The sequence below is a fragment of the Rhodoplanes sp. Z2-YC6860 genome (assembly GCF_001579845.1).
GTDB lineage: Bacteria > Pseudomonadota > Alphaproteobacteria > Rhizobiales > Xanthobacteraceae > Z2-YC6860.
This window is the reverse complement of sequence record NZ_CP007440.1, coordinates 7,474,216-7,499,750: the sequence shown is the minus strand read 5'-3', so window position 1 is coordinate 7,499,750 and position 25,535 is coordinate 7,474,216. Positions and strand designations below refer to the sequence as shown.

The 25,535-nt window shown below is 63.6% G+C and carries 22 protein-coding genes; 18 read left to right on the top strand and 4 right to left on the bottom strand.

Annotated features, from left to right (window positions below):
- Positions 1–15: 15 nt before the first annotated feature.
- Positions 16–285, bottom strand: coding sequence for a hypothetical protein (locus tag RHPLAN_RS34865; protein ID WP_157100680.1), 270 nt, complete (start codon positions 283–285; stop codon positions 16–18).
- 141 nt (positions 286–426) lie between these two features.
- On the opposite strand from RHPLAN_RS34865, the gene RHPLAN_RS34860 reads away from it, so the two are divergent.
- Genes RHPLAN_RS34860 through RHPLAN_RS34850 form a run of 3 tightly spaced genes read left to right on the top strand, consistent with a single transcriptional unit; the run spans position 427 to position 6,175 of the window.
- On the top strand, positions 427–1,233 hold the full coding sequence (locus tag RHPLAN_RS34860) for an ImuA family protein (RefSeq protein ID WP_068028625.1): 807 nt from the start codon (positions 427–429) through the stop codon (positions 1,231–1,233).
- Positions 1,142–2,710: a Y-family DNA polymerase gene (locus RHPLAN_RS34855; RefSeq protein ID WP_084246184.1), complete on the top strand. Its 1,569-nt coding sequence runs from the start codon at positions 1,142–1,144 to the stop codon at positions 2,708–2,710. The genes RHPLAN_RS34860 and RHPLAN_RS34855 overlap by 92 nt, the downstream gene beginning before the upstream one ends.
- 9 nt (positions 2,711–2,719) lie before the next feature.
- Positions 2,720–6,175 (top strand): error-prone DNA polymerase, encoded by a 3,456-nt coding sequence (locus RHPLAN_RS34850; RefSeq protein ID WP_068028621.1) that lies wholly within the window; start codon positions 2,720–2,722, stop codon positions 6,173–6,175.
- 773 nt (positions 6,176–6,948) lie between these two features.
- Here the strand turns inward: RHPLAN_RS34850 and RHPLAN_RS34845 are convergent.
- Positions 6,949–8,136 (bottom strand): alpha/beta hydrolase family protein, encoded by a 1,188-nt coding sequence (locus RHPLAN_RS34845; RefSeq protein WP_198164626.1) that lies wholly within the window; start codon positions 8,134–8,136, stop codon positions 6,949–6,951.
- Positions 8,137–8,249: 113 nt separating this feature from the next.
- On the opposite strand from RHPLAN_RS34845, the gene RHPLAN_RS34840 reads away from it, so the two are divergent.
- The 8 genes from RHPLAN_RS34840 (at position 8,250) to RHPLAN_RS34805 (ending at position 16,142) form a co-directional block, all read left to right on the top strand.
- Positions 8,250–9,914, top strand: a complete 1,665-nt coding sequence (locus tag RHPLAN_RS34840; RefSeq protein ID WP_068028615.1) for a UbiD family decarboxylase — start codon at positions 8,250–8,252, stop codon at positions 9,912–9,914.
- A gap of 44 nt (positions 9,915–9,958) precedes the next feature.
- Entirely contained in the window at positions 9,959–10,507 is a 549-nt protein-coding gene (locus RHPLAN_RS34835; RefSeq protein ID WP_068028612.1) for a carboxymuconolactone decarboxylase family protein, read from the top strand.
- A gap of 36 nt (positions 10,508–10,543) precedes the next feature.
- A complete protein-coding gene (locus RHPLAN_RS34830; protein ID WP_068028607.1) occupies positions 10,544–11,566 on the top strand; it encodes an aromatic ring-hydroxylating dioxygenase subunit alpha in 1,023 nt (340 codons plus the stop codon).
- A 66-nt stretch (positions 11,567–11,632) separates the two neighbouring features.
- Complete coding sequence (locus RHPLAN_RS34825; RefSeq protein WP_198164625.1) at positions 11,633–12,598, top strand: Bug family tripartite tricarboxylate transporter substrate binding protein; 966 nt, start codon at positions 11,633–11,635, stop codon at positions 12,596–12,598.
- 116 nt (positions 12,599–12,714) lie between these two features.
- Positions 12,715–13,368, top strand: a complete 654-nt coding sequence (locus RHPLAN_RS34820; protein WP_157100679.1) for a hypothetical protein — start codon at positions 12,715–12,717, stop codon at positions 13,366–13,368.
- 22 nt (positions 13,369–13,390) lie between these two features.
- Entirely contained in the window at positions 13,391–13,843 is a 453-nt protein-coding gene (locus RHPLAN_RS34815; protein WP_068028600.1) for a DsrE family protein, read from the top strand.
- A gap of 70 nt (positions 13,844–13,913) precedes the next feature.
- Positions 13,914–14,798, top strand: a complete 885-nt coding sequence (locus RHPLAN_RS34810; RefSeq protein ID WP_068028597.1) for an alpha/beta fold hydrolase — start codon at positions 13,914–13,916, stop codon at positions 14,796–14,798.
- 48 nt (positions 14,799–14,846) lie between these two features.
- Positions 14,847–16,142 (top strand): dicarboxylate/amino acid:cation symporter, encoded by a 1,296-nt coding sequence (locus RHPLAN_RS34805; protein WP_198164624.1) that lies wholly within the window; start codon positions 14,847–14,849, stop codon positions 16,140–16,142.
- 118 nt (positions 16,143–16,260) lie between these two features.
- On the opposite strand, the gene RHPLAN_RS34800 is transcribed toward RHPLAN_RS34805, so the two are convergent.
- Positions 16,261–17,310 carry an alpha/beta hydrolase gene (locus RHPLAN_RS34800; protein WP_068028590.1) on the bottom strand — a complete coding sequence of 350 codons (1,050 nt, stop codon included), beginning with the start codon at positions 17,308–17,310 and terminating at the stop codon, positions 16,261–16,263.
- 92 nt (positions 17,311–17,402) lie between these two features.
- Positions 17,403–18,329: an ABC transporter substrate-binding protein gene (locus RHPLAN_RS34795; RefSeq protein WP_068032311.1), complete on the bottom strand. Its 927-nt coding sequence runs from the start codon at positions 18,327–18,329 to the stop codon at positions 17,403–17,405.
- Between the two features lie 146 nt (positions 18,330–18,475).
- Here RHPLAN_RS34795 and RHPLAN_RS34790 point away from each other — a divergent pair, with 146 nt between their 5' ends.
- The 7 genes from RHPLAN_RS34790 (at position 18,476) to phoU (ending at position 25,525) form a co-directional block, all read left to right on the top strand.
- On the top strand, positions 18,476–19,465 hold the full coding sequence (locus RHPLAN_RS34790) for a lysylphosphatidylglycerol synthase domain-containing protein (protein WP_068028586.1): 990 nt from the start codon (positions 18,476–18,478) through the stop codon (positions 19,463–19,465).
- Positions 19,449–20,648: an ATP-binding protein gene (locus RHPLAN_RS34785; protein ID WP_068028583.1), complete on the top strand. Its 1,200-nt coding sequence runs from the start codon at positions 19,449–19,451 to the stop codon at positions 20,646–20,648. The genes RHPLAN_RS34790 and RHPLAN_RS34785 overlap by 17 nt, the downstream gene beginning before the upstream one ends.
- A gap of 300 nt (positions 20,649–20,948) precedes the next feature.
- Positions 20,949–21,962, top strand: a complete 1,014-nt coding sequence (gene pstS / locus RHPLAN_RS34780; protein ID WP_068028581.1) for a phosphate ABC transporter substrate-binding protein PstS — start codon at positions 20,949–20,951, stop codon at positions 21,960–21,962.
- A 146-nt stretch (positions 21,963–22,108) separates the two neighbouring features.
- Positions 22,109–23,125 carry a phosphate ABC transporter permease subunit PstC gene (gene pstC, locus RHPLAN_RS34775; RefSeq protein WP_157100678.1) on the top strand — a complete coding sequence of 339 codons (1,017 nt, stop codon included), beginning with the start codon at positions 22,109–22,111 and terminating at the stop codon, positions 23,123–23,125.
- Positions 23,126–23,130: 5 nt separating this feature from the next.
- Positions 23,131–23,973, top strand: a complete 843-nt coding sequence (gene pstA / locus RHPLAN_RS34770; protein ID WP_068028575.1) for a phosphate ABC transporter permease PstA — start codon at positions 23,131–23,133, stop codon at positions 23,971–23,973.
- A complete protein-coding gene (pstB, locus tag RHPLAN_RS34765) occupies positions 23,970–24,791 on the top strand; it encodes a phosphate ABC transporter ATP-binding protein PstB (protein ID WP_068028571.1) in 822 nt (273 codons plus the stop codon). Before pstA ends, pstB begins: the two co-directional genes overlap by 4 nt.
- A 17-nt stretch (positions 24,792–24,808) precedes the next feature.
- Entirely contained in the window at positions 24,809–25,525 is a 717-nt protein-coding gene (gene phoU, locus RHPLAN_RS34760) for a phosphate signaling complex protein PhoU (RefSeq protein WP_068032309.1), read from the top strand.
- Positions 25,526–25,535 lie beyond the last annotated feature (10 nt).

Genomic DNA, 25,535 nt, shown 5'->3' with positions numbered 1-25,535 from the left:
ATCCGGCTGGGCTGTCTAGCGATCGTTGCCCTGGAAAGAGGGCGCGCCGGCCGATGCCAGACGCGAGGGCAGGTCCCGGCGGTCGATCTCATCGGCCTTGGCGTGAAGCTCGGTGGCCATCAGGCGGAGGCGTTCGGCGCTGCCCAGGTCAAAGCAGCTCCGGGCGATCCGGAGGCAGTTTTCAGCCTGGCGACGAAGGAAGTCAGAAGTGATCATGGATTTTAGACGTTCGGGCGACACAACAGGTTCATGTGCAAAAATGCACATCGCGCTATTTGGTTTCATTTGAAAACCCGCGTTCCGTGAAATTCCGGCTTTAAGTCAATCTGTTGATTTCAGGACACGAAATTTACAGCGAGAGTCTGCTTGACAGCTGAGAACGGATTGGGAATCTATTAGAACAAAACACGAACATAGAGGATTCCCATGGGCCCGGTCGCATCCCAGCCCATCCTGGCGCATCTCCGCGAAAAGATTGCGGAAATCGACCCGCACCTGAAGCCGGCGCTGCCCGAGGAGAACCGGGAGCTTCGGTTGCTCGATCCGGTCGACGCGGTCCTGGGCGGCGGACTCGCCTGTGGCGCGCTCCATGAGCTTGCTCCCGGCAAGCCGGGCCATCTCGCGGCGACAAGCGGCTTCGCCATGGCCGCCGCAGCCCGGGCCGGCGGCGAAGTGCTCTGGATCGCCACCGATTTCGCCATGAGCGAGGGCGGCGGACCTTATGGTCCCGGCCTCGACCTGTTCGGGCTCCCTTTGTCGCGGCTTCTGATGCTGCGGGTTCCTCGTCCCGCCGACGTGCTCCTCGCCATGGAGGACGCGCTCCGGTGCCGCGCGCTGGGCTGCGTCATCGCGGAACTGACCGGGGAGGGCACGGAGGCCGACCTCACGGCGACGCGCAGGCTTTCGCTCGCCGCCCGCGACGGCGTGAGCGACCGCGTGTCCGGCCTGGGCCTCCTGATCCGCCATCGCGCCACCGCCGAGCCGAGCGCTGCGGCGACCCGATGGGAGATCGCCACGGCGCCGAGCCTGCCCGACCGCCTGGGCGGTCTCGTCGGCGGCCTTGGCCGCACCCGTTTCGACCTTTCGCTTCGCAAAAACCGGCGCGGACCGTCCGGCCGGTGGATCATCGAGTGGAACCATCATGAGCGTGCCTTCCAATCAGCGGTACCTGTCGGTGTGGCTGCGCCGGCTTTCGACCGACCGCATCGCGCGGCTATTGCCCGCGCAGGGTAACGGACCGGCGCCCGACAGCCCGTATGTCGTCGTCGCCACCATCGAGCAGGCCCAGCGCATCGTCGCGCTGAACGACGCCGCAGCCCGGCTGCGGCTGAAGACCGACATGCCGCTCGCCGACGCACGTGCGATGTATCCGTCATTGCCGGTGTTCGAGGCGGATTTCGAAGCCGACCGCAAGCTGCTCGAAGCCGTCGCCGACTGGTGCGACCGCTACACGCCGCTGGTCGGTCTCGATTCGCCGGATGGATTGTTCCTCGACATCACCGGCTGCGCGCATCTGTTCAAGGGCGAGGCGGCGCTGGCGCGCGACCTCCTGATGCGGCTTCGCCGGCAGGGCTTTGCGGCGCGCGTTGCCGTCGCGGACACGCCCGGCGCCGCCTGGGCGGTGGCGCGTTATGGCGAACAGGGCATCGTGCCGAAGGCTGAGACCGAGGCGGCGGTGCTGCCGCTGCCGATCGCGGCGCTGCGCATCGACGCCGGCACCGTCGCGGACCTCAAGACGTCCGGTCTCGTTCGCATTGCCGATCTCGCCTGCCGGCCGCGCGCGCCGTTTGCGGCGCGCTTCGGCAAGGGATTGCTGCTGCGGCTCGATCAGGCGCTCGGCCGCGCCGAAGAGTCGATTCGGCCGCGGCTGCCGGTGCCGGCCGCGATGGCCGAGCAGCGCTTTGCCGATCCGATCGCGCGCGAGGAGGATGTGCTCGGCACCGTCGAATATCTGGCGCGGCAGCTCGCCACCATTCTGGAGCGGCGCGGCGAAGGCGGCCGGCTGTTTCAATTGGTGCTGTTCCGCGCCGACGGCAAGGTGCACCGGCTCGAACTCGGCACCGGCGCGCCCCTGCGCGATCCGGCGCGGGTGCGCAGGCTGTTCACGGAGCGGCTCGCGGCGCTCGGCGATGCCTGCGATCCGGGCTTCGGCTACGACATGGTGCGGCTGTCCACGCTCACGGCCGAGCGCTGCGATCCGGTGCAATCGGGGCTCGCGTCCGCCGACGATCGCGAGGAGATCGCGCATCTGGTCGACCGGCTCGGCGCGCGCTTTGGGCTGCGCCGCATCACGCGGCTCGTGCCGCAGGACACGCACATTCCGGAATATGCGGTGGCCGCGGTGCCGGCGCATGCGCCGGCGTCGTTCCATGTTCCGAAGACGAGCGGTGACGACTGGCCGCAGGATTCTGTCGCGCCCACGCGCCCTGTCCGGCTCTTCGAATGGCCGGAACGCATCGAGGCCGTGGCCCAGGTGCCGGACGGCCCGCCGGCCCGCTTCGACTGGCGGCACGTCACCCATCATGTCGTGAAGGTGGAAGGCCCCGAGCGCATCGCGATGGAGTGGTGGCGAGATGACCGCGGCAACAAGCTGACGCGCGATTATTTCCGGGTCGAAAGCGATGACGGCATGCGCGCCTGGCTCTACCGCGAGGGGCTTTTTGGCGAGGTGAAGTCCCCGAAATGGTTCCTGCACGGATTGTTCGCGTGAGTGTCTCCGATGTCTGCGTATGCCGAGTTGGCCGTCACCACCAATTTCTCTTTTTTGCGCGGCGCGTCCGATCCCGAAGAGCTGGTCTTCGAGGCGAAAAGGCTGGGACATGCCGGCATCGGCATTGCGGACCGCAACAGCGTCGCAGGAGTCGTCCGCGCGCTGACGCAAATCAGGGCTTTCGTCGATGACGAGAAGGAGGCTTGGGACAATGCGGCCAGGAAAGACCTTCCTGAGGAATTCAAGCCAACCCCGTTCAAATTGGCTGTTGGAACGAGACTGGTCTTCGCCGATGACACGCCCGACATCCTCGCCTATCCGCGAGACCGCGCGGCATGGGGTCGGCTCACGCGATTGCTTTCGGCGGGCAAGCGGCGCGCCGAAAAAGGCTGCTGCACGCTCTGGCTACCGGATCTTCTGGATCATATTGAAGGCCTCAATCTCATTGTCGTGCCGCCGCCGCGAATCCATGCCGAGCGGCTTGGCGCGCTTCTCGCTCAACTGAAGGAAGCTGCGCCGCGCTCGGTATGGCTCGCGGCCGGCATGCTTTATCGCGGCGATGATGTGCGCCGTCTTGAGCGTCTGGCCAGTATCGCCGACAGCACTTTCGTCCCGCTGATCGCCATCAACGACGTGCTCTACCATGCGGCCGAGCGCAGGTCTTTGCAGGACGTGGTGACCTGCATTCGCGAGCATCTGACCTTAGAAGAGGCGGGCCGCCGGCTTGAAGCCAATGCGGAACGTCATCTGAAAACACCGGATGAAATGGCGCGCATGTTTCGCCGCGTGCCGAAGGCCATTCGCGAAACGCAGCGCTTTCTCAGCCGCTGCAACTTCTCGCTCGAAGAATTGCGCGCGACCGAATACGCCGACGAGACCCGGCAGGGCTATGCCACTCCGCAGGAGGCGCTTGTCGCTTTCGCCGAAGCCGGGCTGAAGCGCCGTTATGGCGATCAGGTGCCCGAAAAAGTCCGCCACGCCCTCAGCGAAGAGCTTCGGCTGATCGGCGAGCTCAAATACGCGCCGTTCTTTCTCACTGTGGATGAGATCGTCAAATTTGCCCGATCCTTGCCGGACCCCATTCTCTGCCAGGGCCGCGGCTCAGCGGCCAATTCGGTGATCTGTTTCTGTCTGGGCATTACCGATGTCGAGCCGACCAAGATTGATCTCTTGTTCGAGCGCTTCGTTTCGGCGGAGCGGCGAGAGCCGCCTGACATCGACGTCGATTTCGAGCATGAGCGCCGCGAAGAGGTCATCCAGCACATCTACGAGAAATACGGCCGCGAGCGGGCCGGTCTCGCCGCGACGGTGATCTGCTATCGCGGCCGCAGCGCCATCCGCGAGGTGGGAAAGGTGTTCGGGCTTTCGGCAGACACCATCGCGGCGCTCGCCAAGACCTTGTGGGGCTGGTCGTCGAGCGGCGTTTCCGAACAGGAGGCGCGGCGCTCCGGGCTCGATCCTTCCGATCCGCGCTTGAAGCAGGCGATGCAACTCGCGGAGGAGCTGATCGGCGCGCCGCGCCATCTTTCCCAGCACGTCGGCGGCTTCGTCATCACCCGTTCGCGGCTCGACGAGGTCGTGCCGATCGAGAATGCGGCGATGGATGACCGCACCGTGATCGAATGGGAGAAGGATGATCTCGAAGCGATTGGCCTGCTCAAGGTCGATGTGCTGGCGCTCGGCATGCTGTCATGTCTCAAGCGCTCCTTCGATTTTCTCAAATCGCACTACGACGAGCCGCGCGATCTTTCCATGCAAGACGAAGACGGTGCGACATACCGGATGATTCAACGTGCCGACACCATCGGCGTGTTTCAGATCGAAAGCCGCGCCCAGATGTCGATGCTGCCGCGGCTCAAACCCAAGGAATTCTACGATTTGGTGATCGAAGTTGCGATCGTCCGGCCCGGCCCGATCCAGGGCAACATGGTGCATCCTTATCTGCGCCGGCGCGAAGGCTTGGATCCGATTGTCTATCCGTCCCCGGAGCTGGAAAATATTTTGCGAAAAACGCTGGGCGTGCCGTTGTTCCAGGAGCACGCCATGCGGATTGCCATTGTCGGCGCGGGATTCGAGCCCGGCGAAGCCGACCGTCTGCGGCGCGCGATGGCCACATTCAAGCGCGTGGGCACCATCGACCGCTTTCGTAACAAGTTCATCGATGGGATGGTCGTACGCGGTTACGACAAAGCCTTTGCAGCCAACTGCTGGCAGCAGATCGAAGGTTTCGGCAGCTACGGATTTCCGGAGAGCCACGCGGCAAGCTTTGCCAACCTCGTCTACGCGTCGGCCTGGGTCAAATGCCATTACCCCGATGTGTTTGCCGCGGCGATTCTCAACAGCCAGCCGATGGGGTTCTATGCCACGGCGCAGTTGGTGCGCGATGCGCAGGAGCATGGCGTTGAAGCGCGTCCGCCGGACGTCAATCACTCGAACTGGGATTGCACTCTCGAAGACCGGCCCCAAGGCACGCTCCATGCGCGCCATACCTCGATGGCTGACGATCTCCGGACCCGCTACGCGCTTCGTCTGGGCTTTCGGCAGATCGATGGATTTTCCGAGGAATGGGGCAAGACCATCGAGCAAGTCCGCCGCGAAGGCTTCGACTCCGTTCGCGATCTCTGGCTGCGGACTGGCCTGCCGCCGAAGGCGCTGGAACGGCTGGCCCATGCCGATGCCTTCCGCTCGCTCGGGCTCACGCGGCGCGATGCGTTATGGGCCGTGAAGGCGCTACGCCGCGCGGGCGACAAGGACGACCTGCCGCTGTTCGCGCAGGCGGCAATGCCGGAGCGGGAGCCCGACGCGCATCTGCCGTCCATGCCGCCGGGTCAGCAGGTGATCGAGGACTATCGTCATCTGCATCTGTCGCTCAGCGCGCATCCGGTGTCGTTCTTTCGCGCCGATCTCGATGCGCAAGGCATCGTGCCGCACGGCCGGTTGCCGGAAATTCCCAATGGTCACCGCGTCACGATTGCGGGTCTCGTGCTGGTTCGTCAGCGCCCTGGCGTCGGCAATGCGATTTTCATGACGCTGGAAGACGAAACCGGCATCGCCAACACGATTCTTTGGCCGCGCACCTTCGAGCGCTTTCGTCCGATCGTCATGGGCTCGCGGCTGATCGGCGTGAGCGGTCTCGTGCAAAACGAAAAGAGCGTCATTCACATTGTCGGCGAAAGCTTCATTGATCTTTCGCCTTTGCTGCTTCGCCTGTCCGAAGAAGCGCAACTCATCGATCCGACCTTGCCGGTCGACGAGGTCAAGCGTCCGGTGCAGGGATCGTGGCGGCATCCGCGCCAAACATTGTCGCCGGCAGACATGGCGCGTGCCGACAATCCGGATCGCTTCCGTCATCCGCGCTCGGGCGATTCCTTCGTGCGGCTTGCCAAGAACAAGCCTGCGCTGGAGCACATGGCCGCAGTCGAGCATGCGGCCAAGGTCATGCCCAAGGGCCGGAATTTTCACTAAGCATCGTGAGCTGCGTCGATGGCTCAACCGCCGAATTTTTCGCTTTGCATTCCCGCAAATCACGAGTAGACGCGATTCTGCCTTGCTCGTTGAGGGCGTCTTCTAGGGACGTCTGGTTGGCGGAGCAGGGTGTGGCGCCTGCAGGCGTGGTTCGTACCCATGTCCCAGGGTGTTCCGCCATCGACCGCCCCCGCTAAAGAGGGGGCCGCCCGCAAGGGCAGGGTGTCCGGATGAAGGGTCATGGCAACATGGCCTGGATAAGGGTCCGTCCCTCCGGGGTGCACTCTTTCGATGGCCGCGCAAAAAATCGCCGCGGTGGAGCGCCGGAAGGCGTGCGTGCCGCAAGGCACGCGGGCACCCCTCGCAAGGGTGCTCAACGTAGGCGTGGCGCTGACCGGCGCTCCGCTCCCTCACTCATGTGAGGGACAAAGAAGGATAGAGGCGCTGGCCCCGCGCCTGCTTTGAAGGGGGTGATGAATCACGCCTGCATGGATGTTGAAGCGATGCACGCAAGCGCGGGCTGTTTGACAATTGAATCAGGATTTCGCCGCCCCCAACCCAAGGCGGTGTCATTGCCGGGCTTGACCCGGCAATCCATGAGCGGCCGCGGCAAAGGCAGTCGTAAGAGTGTGCGTCGTTGCGTCACCGTATGGACCCCCGCGTCGAGCGCGGGGGTGACGACCACCCTTGTTGATGGAGGCGCTATAGCCCGCACTTGCCTGGGGGCAACGACCACCTTCATTGATGAAGACGCGCTCGACCGTGCTGCAAACTCACGTTCCCGGCTTCAGCACATCGGCCGCCCAGTTCCACATGAAGTTGGTGCCGATGGTCACGTTGTCCACCTGGCAGTGATGGAAGCCGCCTTCCTCGCGGGTGAACACCTTCAGAAGCTTCTGCTTCGAACCGACCGCGTCGAAGCACTTCTGCGCGACCGCGAGCGGGATCTGCTCGTCGCCTTCGCCATGCACCAGCAGGAACGGGCAACGCATCTTTTGCACGATGCCGTCGAGCCGGAAGCCCTCGAGGATTTTCATCGCCGCGTCGCGGGTCTTGACGCCGAACACCCACATCAGATGCTCCGGCGGCACCGACAGCGACGGCAGCTTGCCGGAATCGAGAAGCTCGAAGCGGTGCCGCCACGTCTCGTAATAGTCCCACTGCGCGCCCCAGGCGATGCAGCAGGCGTAGCGCGGCTCCAGCGAGGCCGCGCGCGGCGCGTAGTAACCGCCGAGCGAAATCGCCATCACGCCGATTCGTTTCGGATCGACCTCCTTGCGGCTCGCCAGATACTCGTAAGCCGCAGTGCCGTATTTCTCCGTCTCGGCAATCAGCGGCAGATTGCGGAAGCGCACACTCTCGCCGTTGCCCGGGCCATCGACGATCAAACAGGCGATGCCGCGCGCCGCAAGCTCCGGCACGCCCTTGAAGTATTGAATCTCCTTGGTGATGTCGAAACCGTCGAAGAACACCATCGCAGGTGCGGGCTTGCCGCCCGCCGCCTCCGGCGCCGGATGCACGAACAGCGCCGGCAGGGTCTTGTCGCCATACGGCACCTCGACCGATTCGATCCGTGGCCGATTCAGCATCGTGGCGCCGTCGGCAAACGACTTCACGGCCTTCTTGTAGATCGCGGCCGAGCGTGGCCCGTGCTGCAGGAAGCGCTCGCCGATCTGATAGTAGTGCGCCGCGCGCATCAGGCATCCGGCGGCGGTGAGCTTGTGTCCCTTCTTCTCGGCGTCGCGGCCACGCGCCTCGACGATGTCGCCCATGCGGGCCCATTCCTCGAGCCACGCATTGTCGTCGCCGACCTTGTCCTTCAGCGCGCGGCCGATGCGGTTGATCTCGTCGATCTCCGCGCCGCCCGACGGCGCCGCCGACAGACACAGCAGCAGGCCCATCGACCAGCGGTAGTTGGTGGGGAAATAGATGAAGGCCGGATCGTTGGCTCGGTCGGTCACGTTTCCTCGCAAGGCTGTTGGTTGTTCTGTCATGCGGCACTCCCGCATTTTAAGCCCAGCTTGATTTCGGTTCGTGCTAGCGTCAACCCAACAAAGCCCAAGGAAGAACAACCATGCTCGACAAGTCCGATACGGCGAAGAATTCCGCCGCGCGCCATTCCGCGCCGCGACTCGATCTGCAGCAGCACCTCGCCGATCTCGAAGCCGCAGGGCTGCTGACGCGGATCGACCGGCCGATCAACAAGGACACCGAGCTCGGACCGCTGGTGCGCTGGCAGTTCATCGGTGGCGTGCCGGAGGAGCAGCGCCGCGCGTTTCTGTTCACGAACGTCATCGACAGCAAAGGCCGGCGCTACGACATGCCGGTGGTGGTCGGCGCTCTCGCGGCGTCGCCTGAGATTTATGCCCGCGGCATGGGACGTCCGGTCGCGGAGATCGGCGAAGCCTGGATGGAGGCGATCGCACATCCGATCCCCCCGGTGCTCACCAACGACGCCCCATGCCAAGAGGTCGTCATCACGGGTGATACGCTGCGCACCGAAGGCGTGAAATTCCTGCCGGTGCCGGTGTCGACGCCGGGCTTCGACGCCGCGCCCTACCTCACGGCGACGCTCTGCGTCACGCGCGATCCGGACAGCAAGGTGCAGAACTTCGGCATGTATCGGGTCGGCCTCAAGGCGGCCGACCGCATGGCGGCGCGCATGGTGGCGCGCGAGGCAACCGGCGCCGGTGGCTTTCTGCATTGGCTGAAGTATCGCGAGCGCAAGCAGAAGATGCCGATCGCGGTCGTCATCGGCGCGGCGCCGATCGTGATGTTCACCGGTCCGCAGAAGCTCGCCGTCGACATGGATGAGATGGCGGTGGCGGGCGGCGCGGTTGGCCAGGCGATCCGCATGACGCGGTGCCGCACCGTCGACCTTGAGGTGCCGGCGGATTCCGAGATCGTCATCGAGGGCCTGATCGATCCTGACGTGCTCGAGCCCGAGGCGCCGTTCGGCGAGAGCAACGGCTATGTGGCGCTCGAAGCCTACAACATGCCGATCGAAGTGACGGCGATTACCCACAAGAAGAAGCCGGTCTTCACCCAGATCATCAGCCAGGTGACGCCTTCCGAATCGAGCGTCATCAAGAAGGTCGCCTACGAGCCGCTGTTCCTCGCGCACCTGAAGACCAATCTCGGCATCAAGGGCATCCGCCGCGTCGTGATGCATGAGCGGCTGACGAACCTGCGGCCGGTGATCTTTTTGCAGTTCGCCGCCGGTGCGCCGCGCACCGAGGTGTGGCGCGGCCTGCAGGGCGCCTCCACGCTGCAGTCGAACTGCGGCAAGATCGTCATCGCGGTGAGCGAGGACATCGACCCGAGCAGCATGGACGCGGTGCTGTGGTCGCTCGCCTATCGCACCAACCCGATCGAGGACATGCACATCGTGCCCAACCGCGGCGGTGTGCAGGGCGCGCAGTACTCGGGCAACAAGACCGACTCAGGGCTTCTGGTCGACGCCACGCGCAAGCGCGCCATGCCGCCGCTCGCGCTGCCGACCAAGCCCTACATGGAGCATGCCCGCGCGTTGTGGGAGGAACTCGGCCTGCCGCCGCTCAACGTGCAGGCGCCATGGCACGGCTACACGCTCGACGATTGGACTGACACCTGGGAGACTTACGCGCGCCGCACCACGGCGGGCGATTGGGAGGAGACCGGCCGCGAAACGCTGAAGCGCCAGCGCCGCGGGCTCCTGCCCGAGACGCCCACGCGGCCCGGCCAGGCCAAAGACGAGTAAGATTCCGAAAGCACAGACCTTAAGTCAGAGAGCGAGCATCAGACATGGCCCGCGTGCCTTACCTCGATCAATCCGACCTGCCGCCGGAGCACCAGGACATCCTGTCGCGGCCGATCGCGCTCAACCGCGCCATGGCCAACAGTCCGAACGCGGCGCGGGCCATGACCGGGCTTGCGACGTACATCCGCCACAAGAGCAAGCTCGATCCGCGGCTGCGCGAGCTCGCGATCCTGCAGGTGGGGTATCTGGCGAAATCGCCCTACGAATACTCGCACCACGTCAAGCTCGGCCGCGAGTTCGGCGTCTCCGATGATGATATCCGTGCCATTGGCGAAGAAACCGCGGGCCGTCCGACCAAGCTCGATCCACTCGCCAAGACGGTGCTGCGCGCGGCACGCGAGATGACCAACGATCTCGCCATGTCGGATGAGACCTTCGCGACGCTGGAAAAGGCGCTTGGCCGCGAGAATGTCATCGATCTGACGCTGGCGATTGCGTTCTACAACGCCGTGGTGCGTCTGCTCGGCACATTGCAGATCGATGTGGAGCCGGAATACCAGACATACCTCGAACAGCATCCGCTGCCGCGATAACATCCGGTCGGCCGCGTCTTCGGATTGGAGGCAAGAATGTTCCTGCGCAACGGTTGGTACTCGGCGATCTGGTCTCACGAGCTGACCGACAAGCCGGTCGGCAAGACCTTCCTCAACGAGAAGGTCGTGCTGTTCCGGAACGACCGCGGCGAAGTCGGCGCCCTCGAAGACTGCTGCTGCCATCGCGCCGCGCCGCTGTCGCTCGGCGAGGTTTTGGGCGCGAACCTTGCCTGCGGCTATCACGGTCTGAAGTTCGACGTGAACGGCAAGTGCGTCGAGGTGCCGGGGCAGACGGACGTGCCATCCGGCGCCAAGGTGCGCAGCTATCCGGTGCACGAGAAGAACAAGGTGGTCTGGATCTGGATGGGCGATCCGGACAAGGCCGACACATCGAAGGTTCCGGACATGCCGTGGCTGTCCGATCCGAAGTGGGCGACGACGCCGGGCAATCTCTATGTGAAATCGAACTACCAGTTCATCATCGACAATCTGCTCGATCTCACTCACGTCAGCTACGTGCACCGGAAGACGCTGGCGGGCGATCCGCGCGAGGCGACGACGCCGACCAAGACCGAGCGCCTGAACGACGGCGTCCGCGTCGGCCGCTGGATGATCGATTTCGTGCCGCCGCCGCTGTTCGCCAAGGCCGGCAATTTCACCGGCAAGGTCGACCGCTGGCAGCACGCCACCTGGCATCCGCCGGGCATCGTCTATCTCGATGTCGGCTGCGCCAAGACCGGCACCGGCGCGCCGGAGGGCGACCGCAGCCAGGGCATCTCGATCTGGTCGAGCCACCTGATCACCCCGGAGACCGAGCATTCCAGCCACTACATGTTCTGCTTCGCCCGCGACTTCAGCCTCGACGACCAGCAGATGTCGAAGCTGCTGTTCGACGGCTCGAAGGCGACGTTCATGGAGGACGTGGAGTTCCTGGAGGCCGTGCAGACCAACCGGACCGGCGGCACGCTCGATGGTCTGGTGCACGTCACGGCGGACGCCGCGCAGCTTCAGGCGCGACGCATGCTGAACGCGATGATCGGCGCCGAGCAGCAGGCTTAAAAGCGCTCGGCGAATTCACAATGCGTCAGCTGCCGCGATGACAGGCGGCAACGCAGGGAGGCGATGATGCGGATGGGCGTTTGGGCTCTGGCCATTTTCGCTGCGCTGACGCTGCCCGCGCAGGCGCAGCAATATCCCGCACGTCAGGTCACCATTTATGTGCCGTTCACCGCCGGTGGCGGCTCGGACCTCCTGGCGCGCCTCGTGGCGCAGAAGCTCGAAGAGCGCCTCGGCAAGCCGTTCATCATCGAGAACCGTCCTGGCGCCAGCACCACGCTCGCCGCGATGCAGGTGGTGCGTGCTGCGCCCGACGGCTACACGCTGATGCAGGGTACGAGCTCGACCATGGCCATCAACGTGACCATGAGCAAGAAATTGCCCTATGAGCCGTTGAAGGATCTTGTGCCGGTGGCGCTGCTGTCGTCGTCGCCGTTCTTCCTGGTGGTTGCCGCCAATTCGCCGTTCAAGTCGGTGGCCGACATCATCGCTGCCGCCAAGGCGAAGCCGAACAGTCTGAATTACGGCTCCGGCGGCCCGGGCTCGATGCATCATCTCAGCACCGAGCTGCTGCAAAGCCTCGCCGGGATTCACATGACGCACGTGCCCTACAAGGGGACGCCGCCGGCGATGAACGATCTGATCGCGGGCCAGATCCAGCTCCTGTTCGGCGACACCACCTCGACTTTGCCGTTCATCCAGCAGGGCACGGTCCGTGGTATCGCGGTGACCACGGCCAAACGGAGCCCCGCTGCGCCGGATATCCCGACGGTGGCGGAAACCGTGCCGGGCTTCGAGTCCGCGTCCTGGCAGATGCTGCTCGCGCCGGGCGCGACGCCGCCCGCAATCGTCAACCAGCTTAACCGCGAGGTTCACGCCATCTTCAGCGATCCTGCGGTGATCCAGGAGCTGGAACGGCGCGGCATCGGTCCGGCGCTGACCGGCACGCCCGACGAAGTCTCGGCTTTCGTCAAGAAGGAGATCGTCCGCTGGGGCGATGTGGTCCGCAGGGCGGGCCTCGCGGGCAGCCAATAAGCCCGAAAACCCAGAAGCCCGAAAACCCAGGAGTTTGAACCTTTTCGGCCTTGTCTCCGACCAATGACCGGAGCCGTCCGCAGTCTGGATCGGCGCCTTTGGCTCGGAGATTTCCCATGTCACGCCGGTGGATGGCGGTGATGGCCGCGTCGGTTCTTTTGACGGCAGCCAGCCAGGTGGTGCGCGCCGAGGAGACCAAGGCACAGCCCAAGCCGGACGAGGCGTTCGCCAACAAGCTTTATGCGACCGATGTCACCCAGCAGAAGAAAACCTTCGCCTGCTTCGTGCGCGAATACGATCGCAACCATCTCGCCAGGCATCACGCGCAGAAGGTCACAGCAATGAAGCTGCTGGTCACTGCCGAGCGGGATCCGGAGGACGGCGTCCTCAATCATTCGTTCTCGCTCGGGGTGAAGCTTCGCAACCGGCCGGAGAATTTCTCCTCAGGCGGCGGCTGCGGTCACGCCAAGATGTCTGAAGGCGAGAACGGCCAGGAGCATCTCGGCTGTAACGTCGATTGTGAAGGCGGCGGCGTCGATGTGGAACTCAGTGCCGATGCGAAATCCACGATCGTCCGGGTCGGTTCGGTCCGCATCTGGAACTACAAGAAGCCCAGTGAGGAGGGATTTTATTTGGAGGGCGGCGCCGACGATCGCGTGTTCCGTCTTGATCGCGCGCCGCTGGAGATGTGTAAGTCTCTGGCGGAAGACCGTGACGAGCTTGCTGAGATGATGGCGCAAGCGAAGAAACGGGTGAGTGCGGTCCGATAGTTCAAGATCAGGGGGCGAGCGGATGGACAGGCGTGGAATACTGGCGGCGGTGACGGCGGCCGCGGGTGGGCTCTTTGCCGTAAGCGCGAAACCCGCTGATGCTGCAGCAACGACCACGCCAGACAAGTCGAAGGTTGTCTACCACCTGACCGATCTCGATAAGGTCGGCTTCGTGCTCGGCAACATCAAGAACCATTATGAAGGCGCCGGCGGTCACGCCAATGTCACGATAGCGCTGGTGGTGCACGGGCCGGCGCTGAAGGGCTTTCAACTCGCCACGGCAAGTCCCGAATCCATCAAGCGCATTGCGGACTTCTCCCGCCTGGGCCTGCAGCTCACCGCCTGCAACAACACCATGAAGGCGCAGGAGGTGACGCTGAAGGATTTGATTCCGGGCTTTGTGGTCGCGGAGGCCGGTGGCGTGGTGCGCATAGCGGAACTGCAATCGCAGGGTTACGTCTATCTGCGGCCTTGAGGCGATCCCCAGCTTGAGCCTGCCGCGGTGATGTCCGACACTCCCTGCGACTGCTAGGGAGATCGCAAAAATGATGGAAGGCTTCACCCGCACCGAGATCAAGACCAGTGGCGCGAAAATCGTCACGGTGCATGGCGGCAAGGGCCCGCCGCTGCTGTTGATGCACGGCAATCCTTTTACGCATCTGTCCTGGCACAAGATCGCGCCGCGGCTCGCCGAGAAATTTACCGTGGTCGCGACCGATCTGCGCGGCTATGGCGACAGCGAGAAGCCGCCGGGCGGCGAGGATCACTCCGGCTATTCGTTCCGCACCATGGCACAGGACCAGGTCGAGGTGATGGCCTCGCTGGGCTTCAACAAGTTCATGGCCGCCGGTCATGACCGCGGCGCCCGCGTGCTGCACCGCATGGCGCTCGATCACCCGGACAAGGTCCAGCGCGCCGCGATCCTCGACATCATCCCGCAGCACAATCTCTACACGCACATGACCCGGGAATGGGCCAAGGCGTCCTATCACTGGCTGTTCATGATCCAGCCGGAGCCGTTGCCCGAACGGTTGATGAGTGCCGATCCGGATTTCTTCATCACCACCAAGCTCTCCAAGAGCAAGGCCGGCCTGAGCTTCTTCGGCAAAGAGGCGCTGGAAGAGTACAAGCGCTGCTTCCGCAATCCCGCGACCGTGCACGCGATGTGCGAGGACTACCGCGCGACGTACGGCGTGGATTTCGAGATGGACAAGATCGACTTCGCGGCGGGCCGCAAGATGACCTGCCCCGCGTTGATCCTCTGGGGGGCGACCGGCGCCGTCGGCCGCAATCACAAGCCGGCCGAGGTCTGGAAGGATTACGCCACGGACATCCGTGGCACCGCGGCCTTGCCTTGCGGCCACTACTTGGCGGAGGAGGCTCCCGAAGAGACCTATCGTGCATTGCGGGAGTTTTTCCTGTCGAAATAGCTTCGCGATTGTGGTGGGGTGGCTTCGTCGAAAACGAAGGCATCCTCCGTGACCAGCTCCCGTCCTTGGTACAAGGTTCTCTACATCCAGGTTCTGATCGCGATCGCCATCGGCATCGCGATCGGTCATTACTTTCCGAAGACCGGCGTGGCGATGAAGCCGCTCGGCGATGGCTTCATCGCGCTGATCAAGATGATGATCGCGCCGGTGATCTTCTGCACCGTGGTGCACGGCATCGGCTCGATGAGCGACCTCAAGAAGGTCGGCCGTATCGGCATCAAAACGCTGTTCTACTTCGAGGCAGTGTCGACGCTGGCGCTGGCGATCGGGCTCCTGGTCGGCGAGGTGCTGCAACCCGGCAAGGGCTTCAATATCGACCCGTCGACCCTCGATCCCAAGGCGGTGGCAAGCTACGTCGCCCGCGCCAAGGAGGAGGGCATCGTCGCGCATTTGATGGGGATCATCCCGGACAGCTTCTTCGGCGCGCTGGCGCGCGGCGATCTGCTTCAGGTGCTGCTGGTGTCCATCCTGTCGGGCTTGGTCATCGCGCGCCTGGGCGAGGTCGGCCAGAAGATCAATGCCGCGATCGACGCAGCCGCCAAACTGTTCTTTGGCATCATCGGGATGATCGTGCGCGTCGCGCCGATCGGCGCCTTCGGCGCCATGGCTTTCACCATCGGCGCCTATGGCATCGGCTCGCTCGCCAATCTCGCGGCGCTGATCGCGACCTTCTATCTGACCAGCATCCTGTTCGTGCTGGTGGTGCTCGGCACCATTGCGCATTTTGCCGGCTTCTCGATCCTGCGGTTCATCGCCTACATCAAGGATGAATTGCTGATCGTGCTCGGCACGTCGTCTTCGGAAACCGTGCTGCCGCACATGATCCAAAAGATGGAGCATCTCGGCGCCTCGAAGTCGGTGGTGGGACTGGTGATTCCCACGGGCTACAGCTTCAACCTCGACGGCACCAACATCTACATGACGCTTGCGACGCTGTTCCTGGCGCAGGCCACCAACACGCCGCTGACGCTCGGCCAGGAGATGGGCATCCTGGCGATCGCCATGATCACGTCGAAGGGCGCTTCAGGCGTCACCGGCGCGGGGTTCGTGACGCTCGCCGCGACGCTCGCGGTCATTCCGGACATTCCGGTTCAGTCGATCGCGATCCTGCTCGGGATCGACAAATTCATGAGCGAATGCCGCGCGCTCACCAACCTGGTCGGCAATGGCGTTGCCACCGTGGTCATGAGCCGCTGGGAGGGCGAACTCGACGCCAAGGCGCTGCATGAGACCATGGCGCATCCGCTTCGGGTCGGCGAAGAGCTGGAAGCGCAGTCGGTTTGATCGGTGCCGTCATTCCGGGGCGCGCCGAAAGGCGCGAACCCGGAATCCACTACGATCGGGACTGCGTGCTTGTCTGGATTCCGGGTTTGCGCTTACGCGCGCCCCGGAATAACAGCGGCTACGACGCGATCGTTGCCGGCGCGGCCAGGAAATTCTTGATCGCGTACCAGAGCAGGTGCCGGTTCTTGCCATAGCCGATGCTATGAGAGGTGTTCGGCAGGATCACGAACTGCCGGTCGCCGTTCGGCAGTTGCGCGTAAAAGTCCAGCAGGTCCTCATTGGTCGAGTTGCCGTCCCATTCGCCGCGGATCATCAGCACCGGTGCGGGCACCTTTTTCGGGTCGACCAGCGGCAGGTTTGCCGCCATGTCGAGATAGGTGCCGGTCGGAATCGTATTGCCGAACTTCATTTCCATCGCGATGATCGCGTCGGGCACACCCGGATCGGTCGAGCCGGGATGGCCGTCGCGGGTGAAGATCGAGCGGATCATCTCGGCATCGCGTTTTCGTCGCGGATTGGCGCGATACTCATCGATCCGTTTTCTGCGCCGCGCGATCTCATCGGCGCCGGTGCCCTTGTAGGTGAAGGCCGAAAGAATCAGCCGCTCGACATGCTCAGGTTTGGCCTGCGCAAAGGCGCCAGCCCGGATCGCGCCTGACGACGTGCCGTACATATGCATCTTGCTGATGCCGGTCTCCTTCTGGATCACCGGCATCGCGGCTTTGAGGTCCTCGACGCCGCTTGCGATGTCCGAATTGTTGCCGGAGCTGCCAGAATAACCGTAGCCGTCGTGGTCCATGGTCCAGACGTCGTAGCCCTCGCGCGCCATGACGTTCATCAGCGAGTATTCGCCTTTGCCCGGCGGCATGATGAGATCGTAGGACGAGCGCGTCGAGTTCGACGAGCCGTGCACCAGGAACAGGATCGGCAAGGGCTTTTCGCCAGCCTTCGGCGCGCCAACGCGCTTACGCCAGAGATTGAGCTTCACGCCGTTCTTTTCGGCCCAATACTCCTGGCTCCAGACCGAGGCTTCGCCGGCCGCGGCAGCCGTTACGCCTTCGGCTTGCGCCAGATTGGAAACGAGGCCCGCACCAAGTCCTGCACTGAGACCTGCGCCCGCCGTCATCAGAACCGCCCGCCTTGCAACGTCATGGTTGCCATCATCCATCTCGCTTCTCCCTCGCAGCGTGCCGCTTCTTCGCCGGCTCGTGCAGGCATGATAGCAAGCGGCCAGGCAGCGCGGCAGGTAGGGGCAGCCGGTCAGGCCGCCGGAACGAACAGTTCTTCGACCGTAAACTTTCGCGGCACCATCTTCTGATCCACGGCGAACTGGGTGATCGCCTCGAGCGCCTTGCGGTTCGGCTCGATGCCGAACGGAAACGGATCGCCGACCACCTCCTTGTTCACCTTGGCGGCGGCGTCCCACGATGTCGTGGCTTCGGTCCTGTCCAGGTTCTTCAGGTATTCGGCCTTGGCGGCCTCGAAGGCGCGGTAGAGTTCGTCGGCAATGCCCGGTTTTTCCTTCAGCACCGAATCCTTGATCACCACGCCGTGGTTGATCGGATAGATGCCGGTCTTGCGAAAGTAGCCGAAGGCATCTGCCCGGGCATTTGGCAACAGTGGCTTCACCTCCGGGGCGTCGACGCCGACCTCGCCGATCGCCGCGTCGATTTTGCCGGACAGCAAGAGCTCCTGCATCTTTGCGCCGCGGAAGCTGTAGTCGACGTTGTTCGGCGCCTCGAATTCCGCGACATGCTCGTCGTCGGTCGGCACCCAGGTGACCTTGTCGAGGTCCACGCCATATTCGCTCTGAAGGACGCCGCGCGCCCAAAGCCCGGTCGTCACCGTATAGCCGCGATTGACGCCGACCTTACGGCCTTCCAGGTCCTTGGGCTCCTTGATGCCCGACTTGGTGTTGATGAAGATCGCCCAGTGGTGGAAGTTGCGCGTTACAAACACCGGGATGGCAGTGAACGGCTTGCCCACCGCTCGGGCGCACAGATAGGTGGTGAACGCCATCTCGCAGATATCGAATTCGAGACCCCGGCACATGCGGCGCATCGCCGCGATGATCGGGCTGACCTCGATGAAGCGCAGATGGCTCAATGCCTTGCCTGCCGGCCCGCCCGAATCCTTGATAGGCTTGGTGACGCCATAGTTTCCCAGCGCGAAGGTCAGCGGCTGCATCGAAAGCTCCCGGTTGCGAGCGTTACCATAGCCGGTCACGGGCCTCGGGGTAACGCGTGCATGGCGGTGCCGGAACGCTCGCGTCATCGGCCAAGTTCTGGTAGTAGCGACCGTTGCTGGGGTGGGGATTGGCCTGGGGCCCATTAATGGATTGGTTGCGCGCGTTCGGGCGCTTTTTCGAGCAGAAAATCGGTCTTCACCGGCTCGGCATCATCCTCAGCGTTCTGATCATCGCCGTCGCTGCGGTGGTGCTGTATCGCAAGCTGCACAATATGAACGTCAGCAAGGTGCTGACCGCCATGTCGACGGTGGAATACCGCGACGTGGCGATTTCGGCGCTGTTCGTTGCGCTCGGATATGTGACGCTGACGGTCTACGACTTCTTTGCGCTGCGCGCGATCGGCCGAAGCGACGTCCCATACCGCGTCGCGGCGCTTGCGGGCTTCACCTCCTATTCGGTCGGCCACAATGTCGGCGCCAGCGTCTTTACCGGCGGCGCGGTGCGCTACCGCATTTACTCGGCCTGGGGACTCGACGCCATCGAGGTGGCGAAAATCTGCTTCATCGCGGGCCTGACCTTCTGGCTCGGCAATGTCACGGTGCTGGGTTTTGGTTTTGCCTATCACCCGGAAGCGGCAGCCGCGATCGATCAGTTGCCATTGTGGCTCAATCGCGTGCTGGGGCTGTTGGCGTTGGCGATCCTCGCCGGCTACATCGGCTGGGTGTGGCGGACGCCGCGGGTGATCGGACGGCAGAACTGGAAAGTTCTCCTGCCGAACGGCCGTCTGACGCTGCTGCAGATCCTGATCGGCATCATCGACCTCGGTTGCTGCGCGCTCGCGATGTACGTGCTGGTGCCGAACGAGCCGCACATGATGTTCGTCGATATCGCGGTGATTTTCATCACTGCGACGCTGCTTGGCTTCGCAAGCCATTCGCCCGGCGGTCTCGGCGTGTTCGACGCCGCCATGCTGATCGCGCTGTGGCAATACGATGCCGAAGAATTGCTGGCCGGCCTTTTGATCTTCCGTCTGCTCTATTACATCCTCCCTTTCACGCTGGCGCTCATAACCTTGGGTACGCGAGAGCTGCTCCTGCATTTCAAAGGGCGGAACCGTAATGTCGGCGATCGATGATGGCGGCGCGGGACAAGGCTGGCTGGTCCGCCTGAGTCGTTTCCTGCGCGCTCGCGCCGAGGAACGCGCCACCGAGCCGACCGACGTGCCATCGTCGAATACGGTCAGCACTCCCCCGGAGATCGTCCTGCTCGATGCCGTCGTGTCGGGCATGCCCGATCCGGTGGCGGTGCTCGATCAGGACGGCCGCGTCATTGCCTTTAACCCCCAGGCCGCGGCGCTGGCGCCGGCGCTCCGACGCGGTGAGCCCGCTTCGATTGCGCTCCGCATGCCGGAGTTGGTGGAGGCCATCCGCGCCGCCAATCTCACCGGCAAGGCCCAGCGCATCGAGTTTTCCGCGCGATTGCCATCGCCGCGCTGGTCGGAGGCGTTTGTCGCGCCGATCGCGCTGAGCGCCGGTCACGGCCCCGGCCGGGCGGGTGTCGTGGTCATCACGGTCCACGATCTGACGCCGATCCGCCGCGCCGACGATATGCGCGCCGACTTCGTCGCCAATGTCAGCCACGAGTTGCGTACGCCGCTCGCTGCGATCACAGGCTTCATCGACACGCTGCAAGGCCCGGCGCGTGACGATCCCAACGCACGCGCCCGCTTTCTCGGCATCATGCAGACGCAGGCCTGGCGCATGGCGCGTCTGATCGACGACCTGTTGTCGTTGTCGCGCATCGAGCAGCGCGCGCATATGCGGCCCGAGACGCCGGTCGATCTGGTGGCCATCGTGCGCCAGGTGGCGGACGGCTTGCAGACGCTGGCCCAGGATCGCGACATGAAGGTCGAAATCACGGCGCCGTCCACGCCGCTCGTCGTGCTCGGCGACCGGGACGAACTCACTCGCCTGTTCGAGAACCTGATCGAGAACGGTTTGAAGTACGGCGCGAGCGGCAAGCGCATCGATATCGCCTGCGCCGCCGGCAACACGCCCGGTGGCAAAGGCGAGGCGGTGGTATCCGTGCGCGACTACGGCCCGGGCATCGCGGCGGAGCATCTGCCGCGGCTGACCGAGCGCTTCTACCGCGTCGATGTCGGCGAGAGCCGGGCGCAAGGCGGAACCGGGCTTGGCCTGGCGCTGGTCAAGCACATCCTCAACCGCCATCAGGGCCGTCTGACCATCGACAGCAAAGAGGGCGAGGGGGCTACTTTTACAGTTCGTCTCCAATCGAGTGCATTGCCGCTGCCGAGATAATTTTTCTTGTTATTTCAATTACTTGATCTGTCATCCGGTTGTTACAAAACCATCATACAAGGATGACATGAGCCGATTACAAACCGTCTGGGCATCGAGCTGGCGCGCCAGAACGCCACGCGACCGGGTCAGCCCCGTAACCTGCGTAAGCGACGGTCATTATCGAAAGAACATCACCGAAGACGACAGCCGCGGACCCTGGACCCCCCGCGCTCTGGGCTTTCGTTTCCGGGATTGGTTTCCAAGGACAAACAGGAGAGAGCAGTGAGGCACATCAGAACGCTTATCGCCGCGGGCGGCATGGCCGCCATGTCGGTGGTATCGGCATACGCCGTCGATATTTCCGGAGCGGGCGCCACGTTCCCGTATCCGATCTACGCCAAATGGGCCGACGCCTATAAGAAGGAGTCGGGCAATGGCTTGAACTATCAGTCGATCGGTTCCGGCGGCGGCATCAAGCAGATCACCGCCAAGACTGTGACCTTCGGCGCCTCCGACATGCCGCTCTCGGGCGAGCAGCTGAACAAGGATGGCCTGACCCAGTTCCCGACCGTGATGGGCGGTGTGGTTCCGGTCATCAACATCGAAGGCGTGAAGCCCGACGAAGTCGTGCTCGATGGCGCGACGCTCGCCAACATCTTCCTCGGCACCGTGAAGACCTGGGACGATCCGGCGATCAAGAAGCTCAACGCCAACGTCAAGCTGCCGTCGCAGCCGATCGTCGTGGTGCACCGTTCGGACGGCTCGGGCACGACCTTCCTGTACACCGACTACCTGTCGAAGGTGAGCGCGGACTGGAAGTCGAAGGTCGGCGCCAACACCGCGGTCGAGTGGCCGGTCGGCATCGGCGCGAAGGGCAACGAAGGCGTTGCCAACAACGTCTCGCAGACCAAGGGCTCGATCGGTTACGTCGAATACGCCTACGCCAAGCAGAACAAGCTGACGAACACCAAGCTCGTCAACAAGGACGGCAAGACCGTCACGCCGACCGCCAAGTCGTTCATGGCGGCCGCTGCCAATGCGAACTGGGAAGCCACCCCGGGCTTCGGCGTTGTGCTCACCGACGAGCCGGGCGCCGACTCCTGGCCGCTCGCTGGTGCGACCTTCATCCTGATGCACAAGCAGGCGCAGGATGCGGCCGCTTCGAAGGAAGCGCTCAAGTTCTTCGACTGGGCCTATGGCAAGGGCGACAAGATGGCCGAGGACCTCGACTACGTTCCGATGCCGGACAAGGTCGTCGACGCGATCAAGCGGTCGTGGGCGAAGGAGATCAAGGACAAGGACGGCAAGCCGATCCTCGCCCTCTCGAACTAACGACGTGAAGCAAGAGAAGGCGCCGGGAATTCGGCGCCTTCTCCCTTTCGACCAGAGAATAAAACGACTTGTGCGCGGTGGGCGCGACAGTTGAGTGGCTTCCAAATCGGGCGTAACAAAAACGCTTGCAGATGAGGGAGTCAGTCATGGAGCCTGCCGGGAGGCGAACAGTGGCTGATTTGGCTTTGCAGACCGATGCAATCGGGACCCGCCCGGCGGCGGATCGATCCCGTGTCCTGGCCAAGCTGAAGTTCAGCGATCTCGCGTTTCACGGTTTGACGCGCGCGGCCGCGATCCTCGTGCTGCTGCTGCTCAGCGGCGTCATCATCTCGCTGATCATCGGCTCGTGGCCCGCGCTCAGCAAATTCGGTCCGGGCTTCTTGGTCAGTGAGCGCTGGAATCCGGTGACCGAGAACTTCGGCGCGCTGGCGCCGATCTACGGCACGCTGGTGACCTCCTTCATCGCCATGCTGATCGCGGTGCCGGTTGGCCTGATGATCGCGATGTTTCTCACCGAGCTGTGCCCGCAATTCCTGCGCCGCCCGATCGGCATCGCCATCGAACTGCTCGCCGGCATTCCGAGCATCATCTACGGCATCTGGGGTCTGTTCGTATTCGCACCGTTCCTGCAGGACTCGCTGCAGCCGTTCCTGATCAGCGTGTTCGGCAATGTGCCGGTGCTGTCGGCGCTGTTCGAAGGTCCGCCCTACGGCATCGGCATGCTGACGGCAGGCTTGATCCTCGCCATCATGGTGCTCCCGTTCGTCACGTCGATTTCGCGCGACGTGTTCTCGGCAGTCCCCCCGGTGCTGAAAGAGGCCGCCTATGGGCTGGGCTGCACCACCTGGGAGGTGGCGCGCCACGTGGTGTTGCCCTACACCCGGGTCGGCGTCATCGGCGGCATCATGCTGGGGCTCGGCCGCGCGCTCGGCGAAACCATGGCCGTCACCTTCGTGATCGGCAATGCGCACAAGGTTTCGGCCTCGATCATTGCGCCCGGCACCACGATCTCGGCCACCATCGCCAACGAGTTCACCGAAGCGGTCGGCGACATCTACACGTCGTCGCTGATCGCGCTCGGCCTGATCCTGTTCGTCATCACCTTCATCGTGCTCTCTTTCGCGCGCTACCTGTTGCTGCGCATCGAGCGCCGGATCGGATAGCAGCCATGAATCCGCTCTTCGCCGGACGCCGCCGCAAGAATCTCGTAGCCATGGGTCTGTCACTGACCGCGACCACGTTCGGTCTCGGCTGGCTGGTGCTGATCCTCGGTTCGCTTCTGTGGGAAGGCTTCAGCGGCCTGTCGCTGGCGGTGTTCACCGAAATGACGCCGCCGCCGGGATCGGCCGGCGGTCTGCTGAATGCGATTATGGGCAGCCTGCTGATGACCGGTCTCGCCGTCCTCATTGGCACCCCGATCGGCATCCTGGCCGGCACCTACATGGCCGAATACGGCCGGCGCTCGCGGCTTACCTCGATCGTCCGCTTCATCAATGACATCCTGCTCAGCGCACCGTCGATCGTCATCGGCCTCTTCATCTATGAGGTCGTGGTCTACCCGATGGGGCACTTCTCCGGTTGGGCCGGCGCGATAGCGCTCGCCGTGATCGTGATCCCGGTCGTGGTCCGCACCACCGAGGATATGTTGACCTTGGTGCCGGATTCGCTGCGAGAAGCCGCGGCCTCGATCGGTCTGCCACGCTCGCTGATGATCACGCGGATCGCCTATCGTGCCGCTCAAGCCGGCATGGTGACCGGTGTGCTGCTGGCCATCGCGCGCATCAGCGGCGAAACAGCGCCACTGTTGTTCACCGCACTCAACAACCAGTTCTGGAGCAGCAATCTCAACGGTCCGATGTCGAGCTTGCCGGTCGTGATCTTCCAGTTCGCACTCAGCCCTTACAAGGATTGGCAGGCGCTGGCTTGGACCGGTGCGCTCATCATCACCTTCGCGGTGCTTGCACTCAGCATTACCGCGCGAGCTCTTGCAACACCGAGAAAATCGTCATGAACGTAGCAACAGCAACTCCGTCAGTGCCAACGGTCGCGCATGCGCCGATCGACACCGCGGGCCTGACCGAGCGGATTTCGATCCGCGGCCTCAACTTCTACTATGGCGACCACAAGGCGCTGAAGAGCATCTCGTTGCCGCTCTACGCCGGCAAGGTGACCGCCTTCATCGGCCCGTCGGGCTGCGGCAAGTCCACGCTGCTGCGCATCCTCAATCGGATGTACGACCTCTATCCGCACCAGCGCGCCGAGGGTCACGTCACTCTCGACGGCGAGGACATTCTCTCGCCCAGGCAGGACCTGAACTTGCTCCGTGCGCGGATCGGCATGGTGTTCCAGAAGCCGACACCGTTCCCGATGTCGATTTACGAGAACATCGCTTTCGGCATCCGGCTTTACGAGAAGCTGCCGAAAAGCGAGGTCGACGGCCGCGTCGAAAGCGCGCTGCGGCGTGCGGCGCTGTGGGAAGAGGTCAAGAACAAGCTCAATGCCAACGGCCTCAGCCTTTCGGGCGGTCAGCAGCAGCGGCTTTGCATCGCGCGCACCGTCGCGGTGAAGCCCGAGGTCATCCTGTTCGACGAGCCGTGCTCGGCGCTCGACCCGATCTCCACCGCCAAGATCGAGGAACTGATGGACGAGCTCAAGTCCGAGTACACGATCGTGATCGTGACCCACAACATGCAGCAGGCGGCGCGCGTCTCCGACTTCACCGCCTTCATGTATCTCGGCGAACTGATCGAGTTCGACACCACCAGCAAGATCTTCACGGCGCCGAACGATCGGCGGACGCAGGACTACATCACCGGCCGCTTCGGCTGATGGCGAAGGTGAACGAAATGATGAACGAACACACCGCCAAGGCATTCGACAGCGATCTCCAGGACCTGACCCGCAAGGTCTCGGAAATGGGCGGCTTGGCCGAACGTGAGATTCTGGACTCCATCCAGGCGCTGACCCGCCGCGATCTCGATCTCGCGATGCGCGTCGTCGCTTCTGATCCCACCATCGACTCGTTGCAGCACGAGATCGAGGAGAAGGCGATTCTCACCATCGCACGGCGTCAGCCGATGGCCATCGACCTGCGCGAGATCGTCGCCGCACTGCGCGTCTCCAACGATCTCGAGCGGATCGGCGATCTCGCCAAGAACATCGGCAAGCGGGTCACCGCGATAGAAGGCGACTTCCAGCCGACCAAGCTTCTGCGCGGCGTCGAGCACATGGCCTCTCTGGTGCTCAGTCAGCTCAAGATCGTGCTGGATGCCTATGCGGGCCGCGACATCGCTGCCGCAATGACGGTGTGGAAGGGCGACGAGGAAATCGATGCGCTCTGCACATCGCTGTTCCGCGAACTGCTCACCTACATGATGGAAGACCCGCGCAACATCACGTTCTGCATTCACCTGATGTTCTGTGCCAAGAACATCGAGCGTATGGGCGACCATGCGACCAACATTGCCGAAACCGTGCACTATATGGTCGAGGGCCGCCCGATCGGCGATCAACGGCCGAAGGGCGACGACACCACAGCGTTCTCCAAGCTTGCAGCGCCGTGAAACAAAAAAA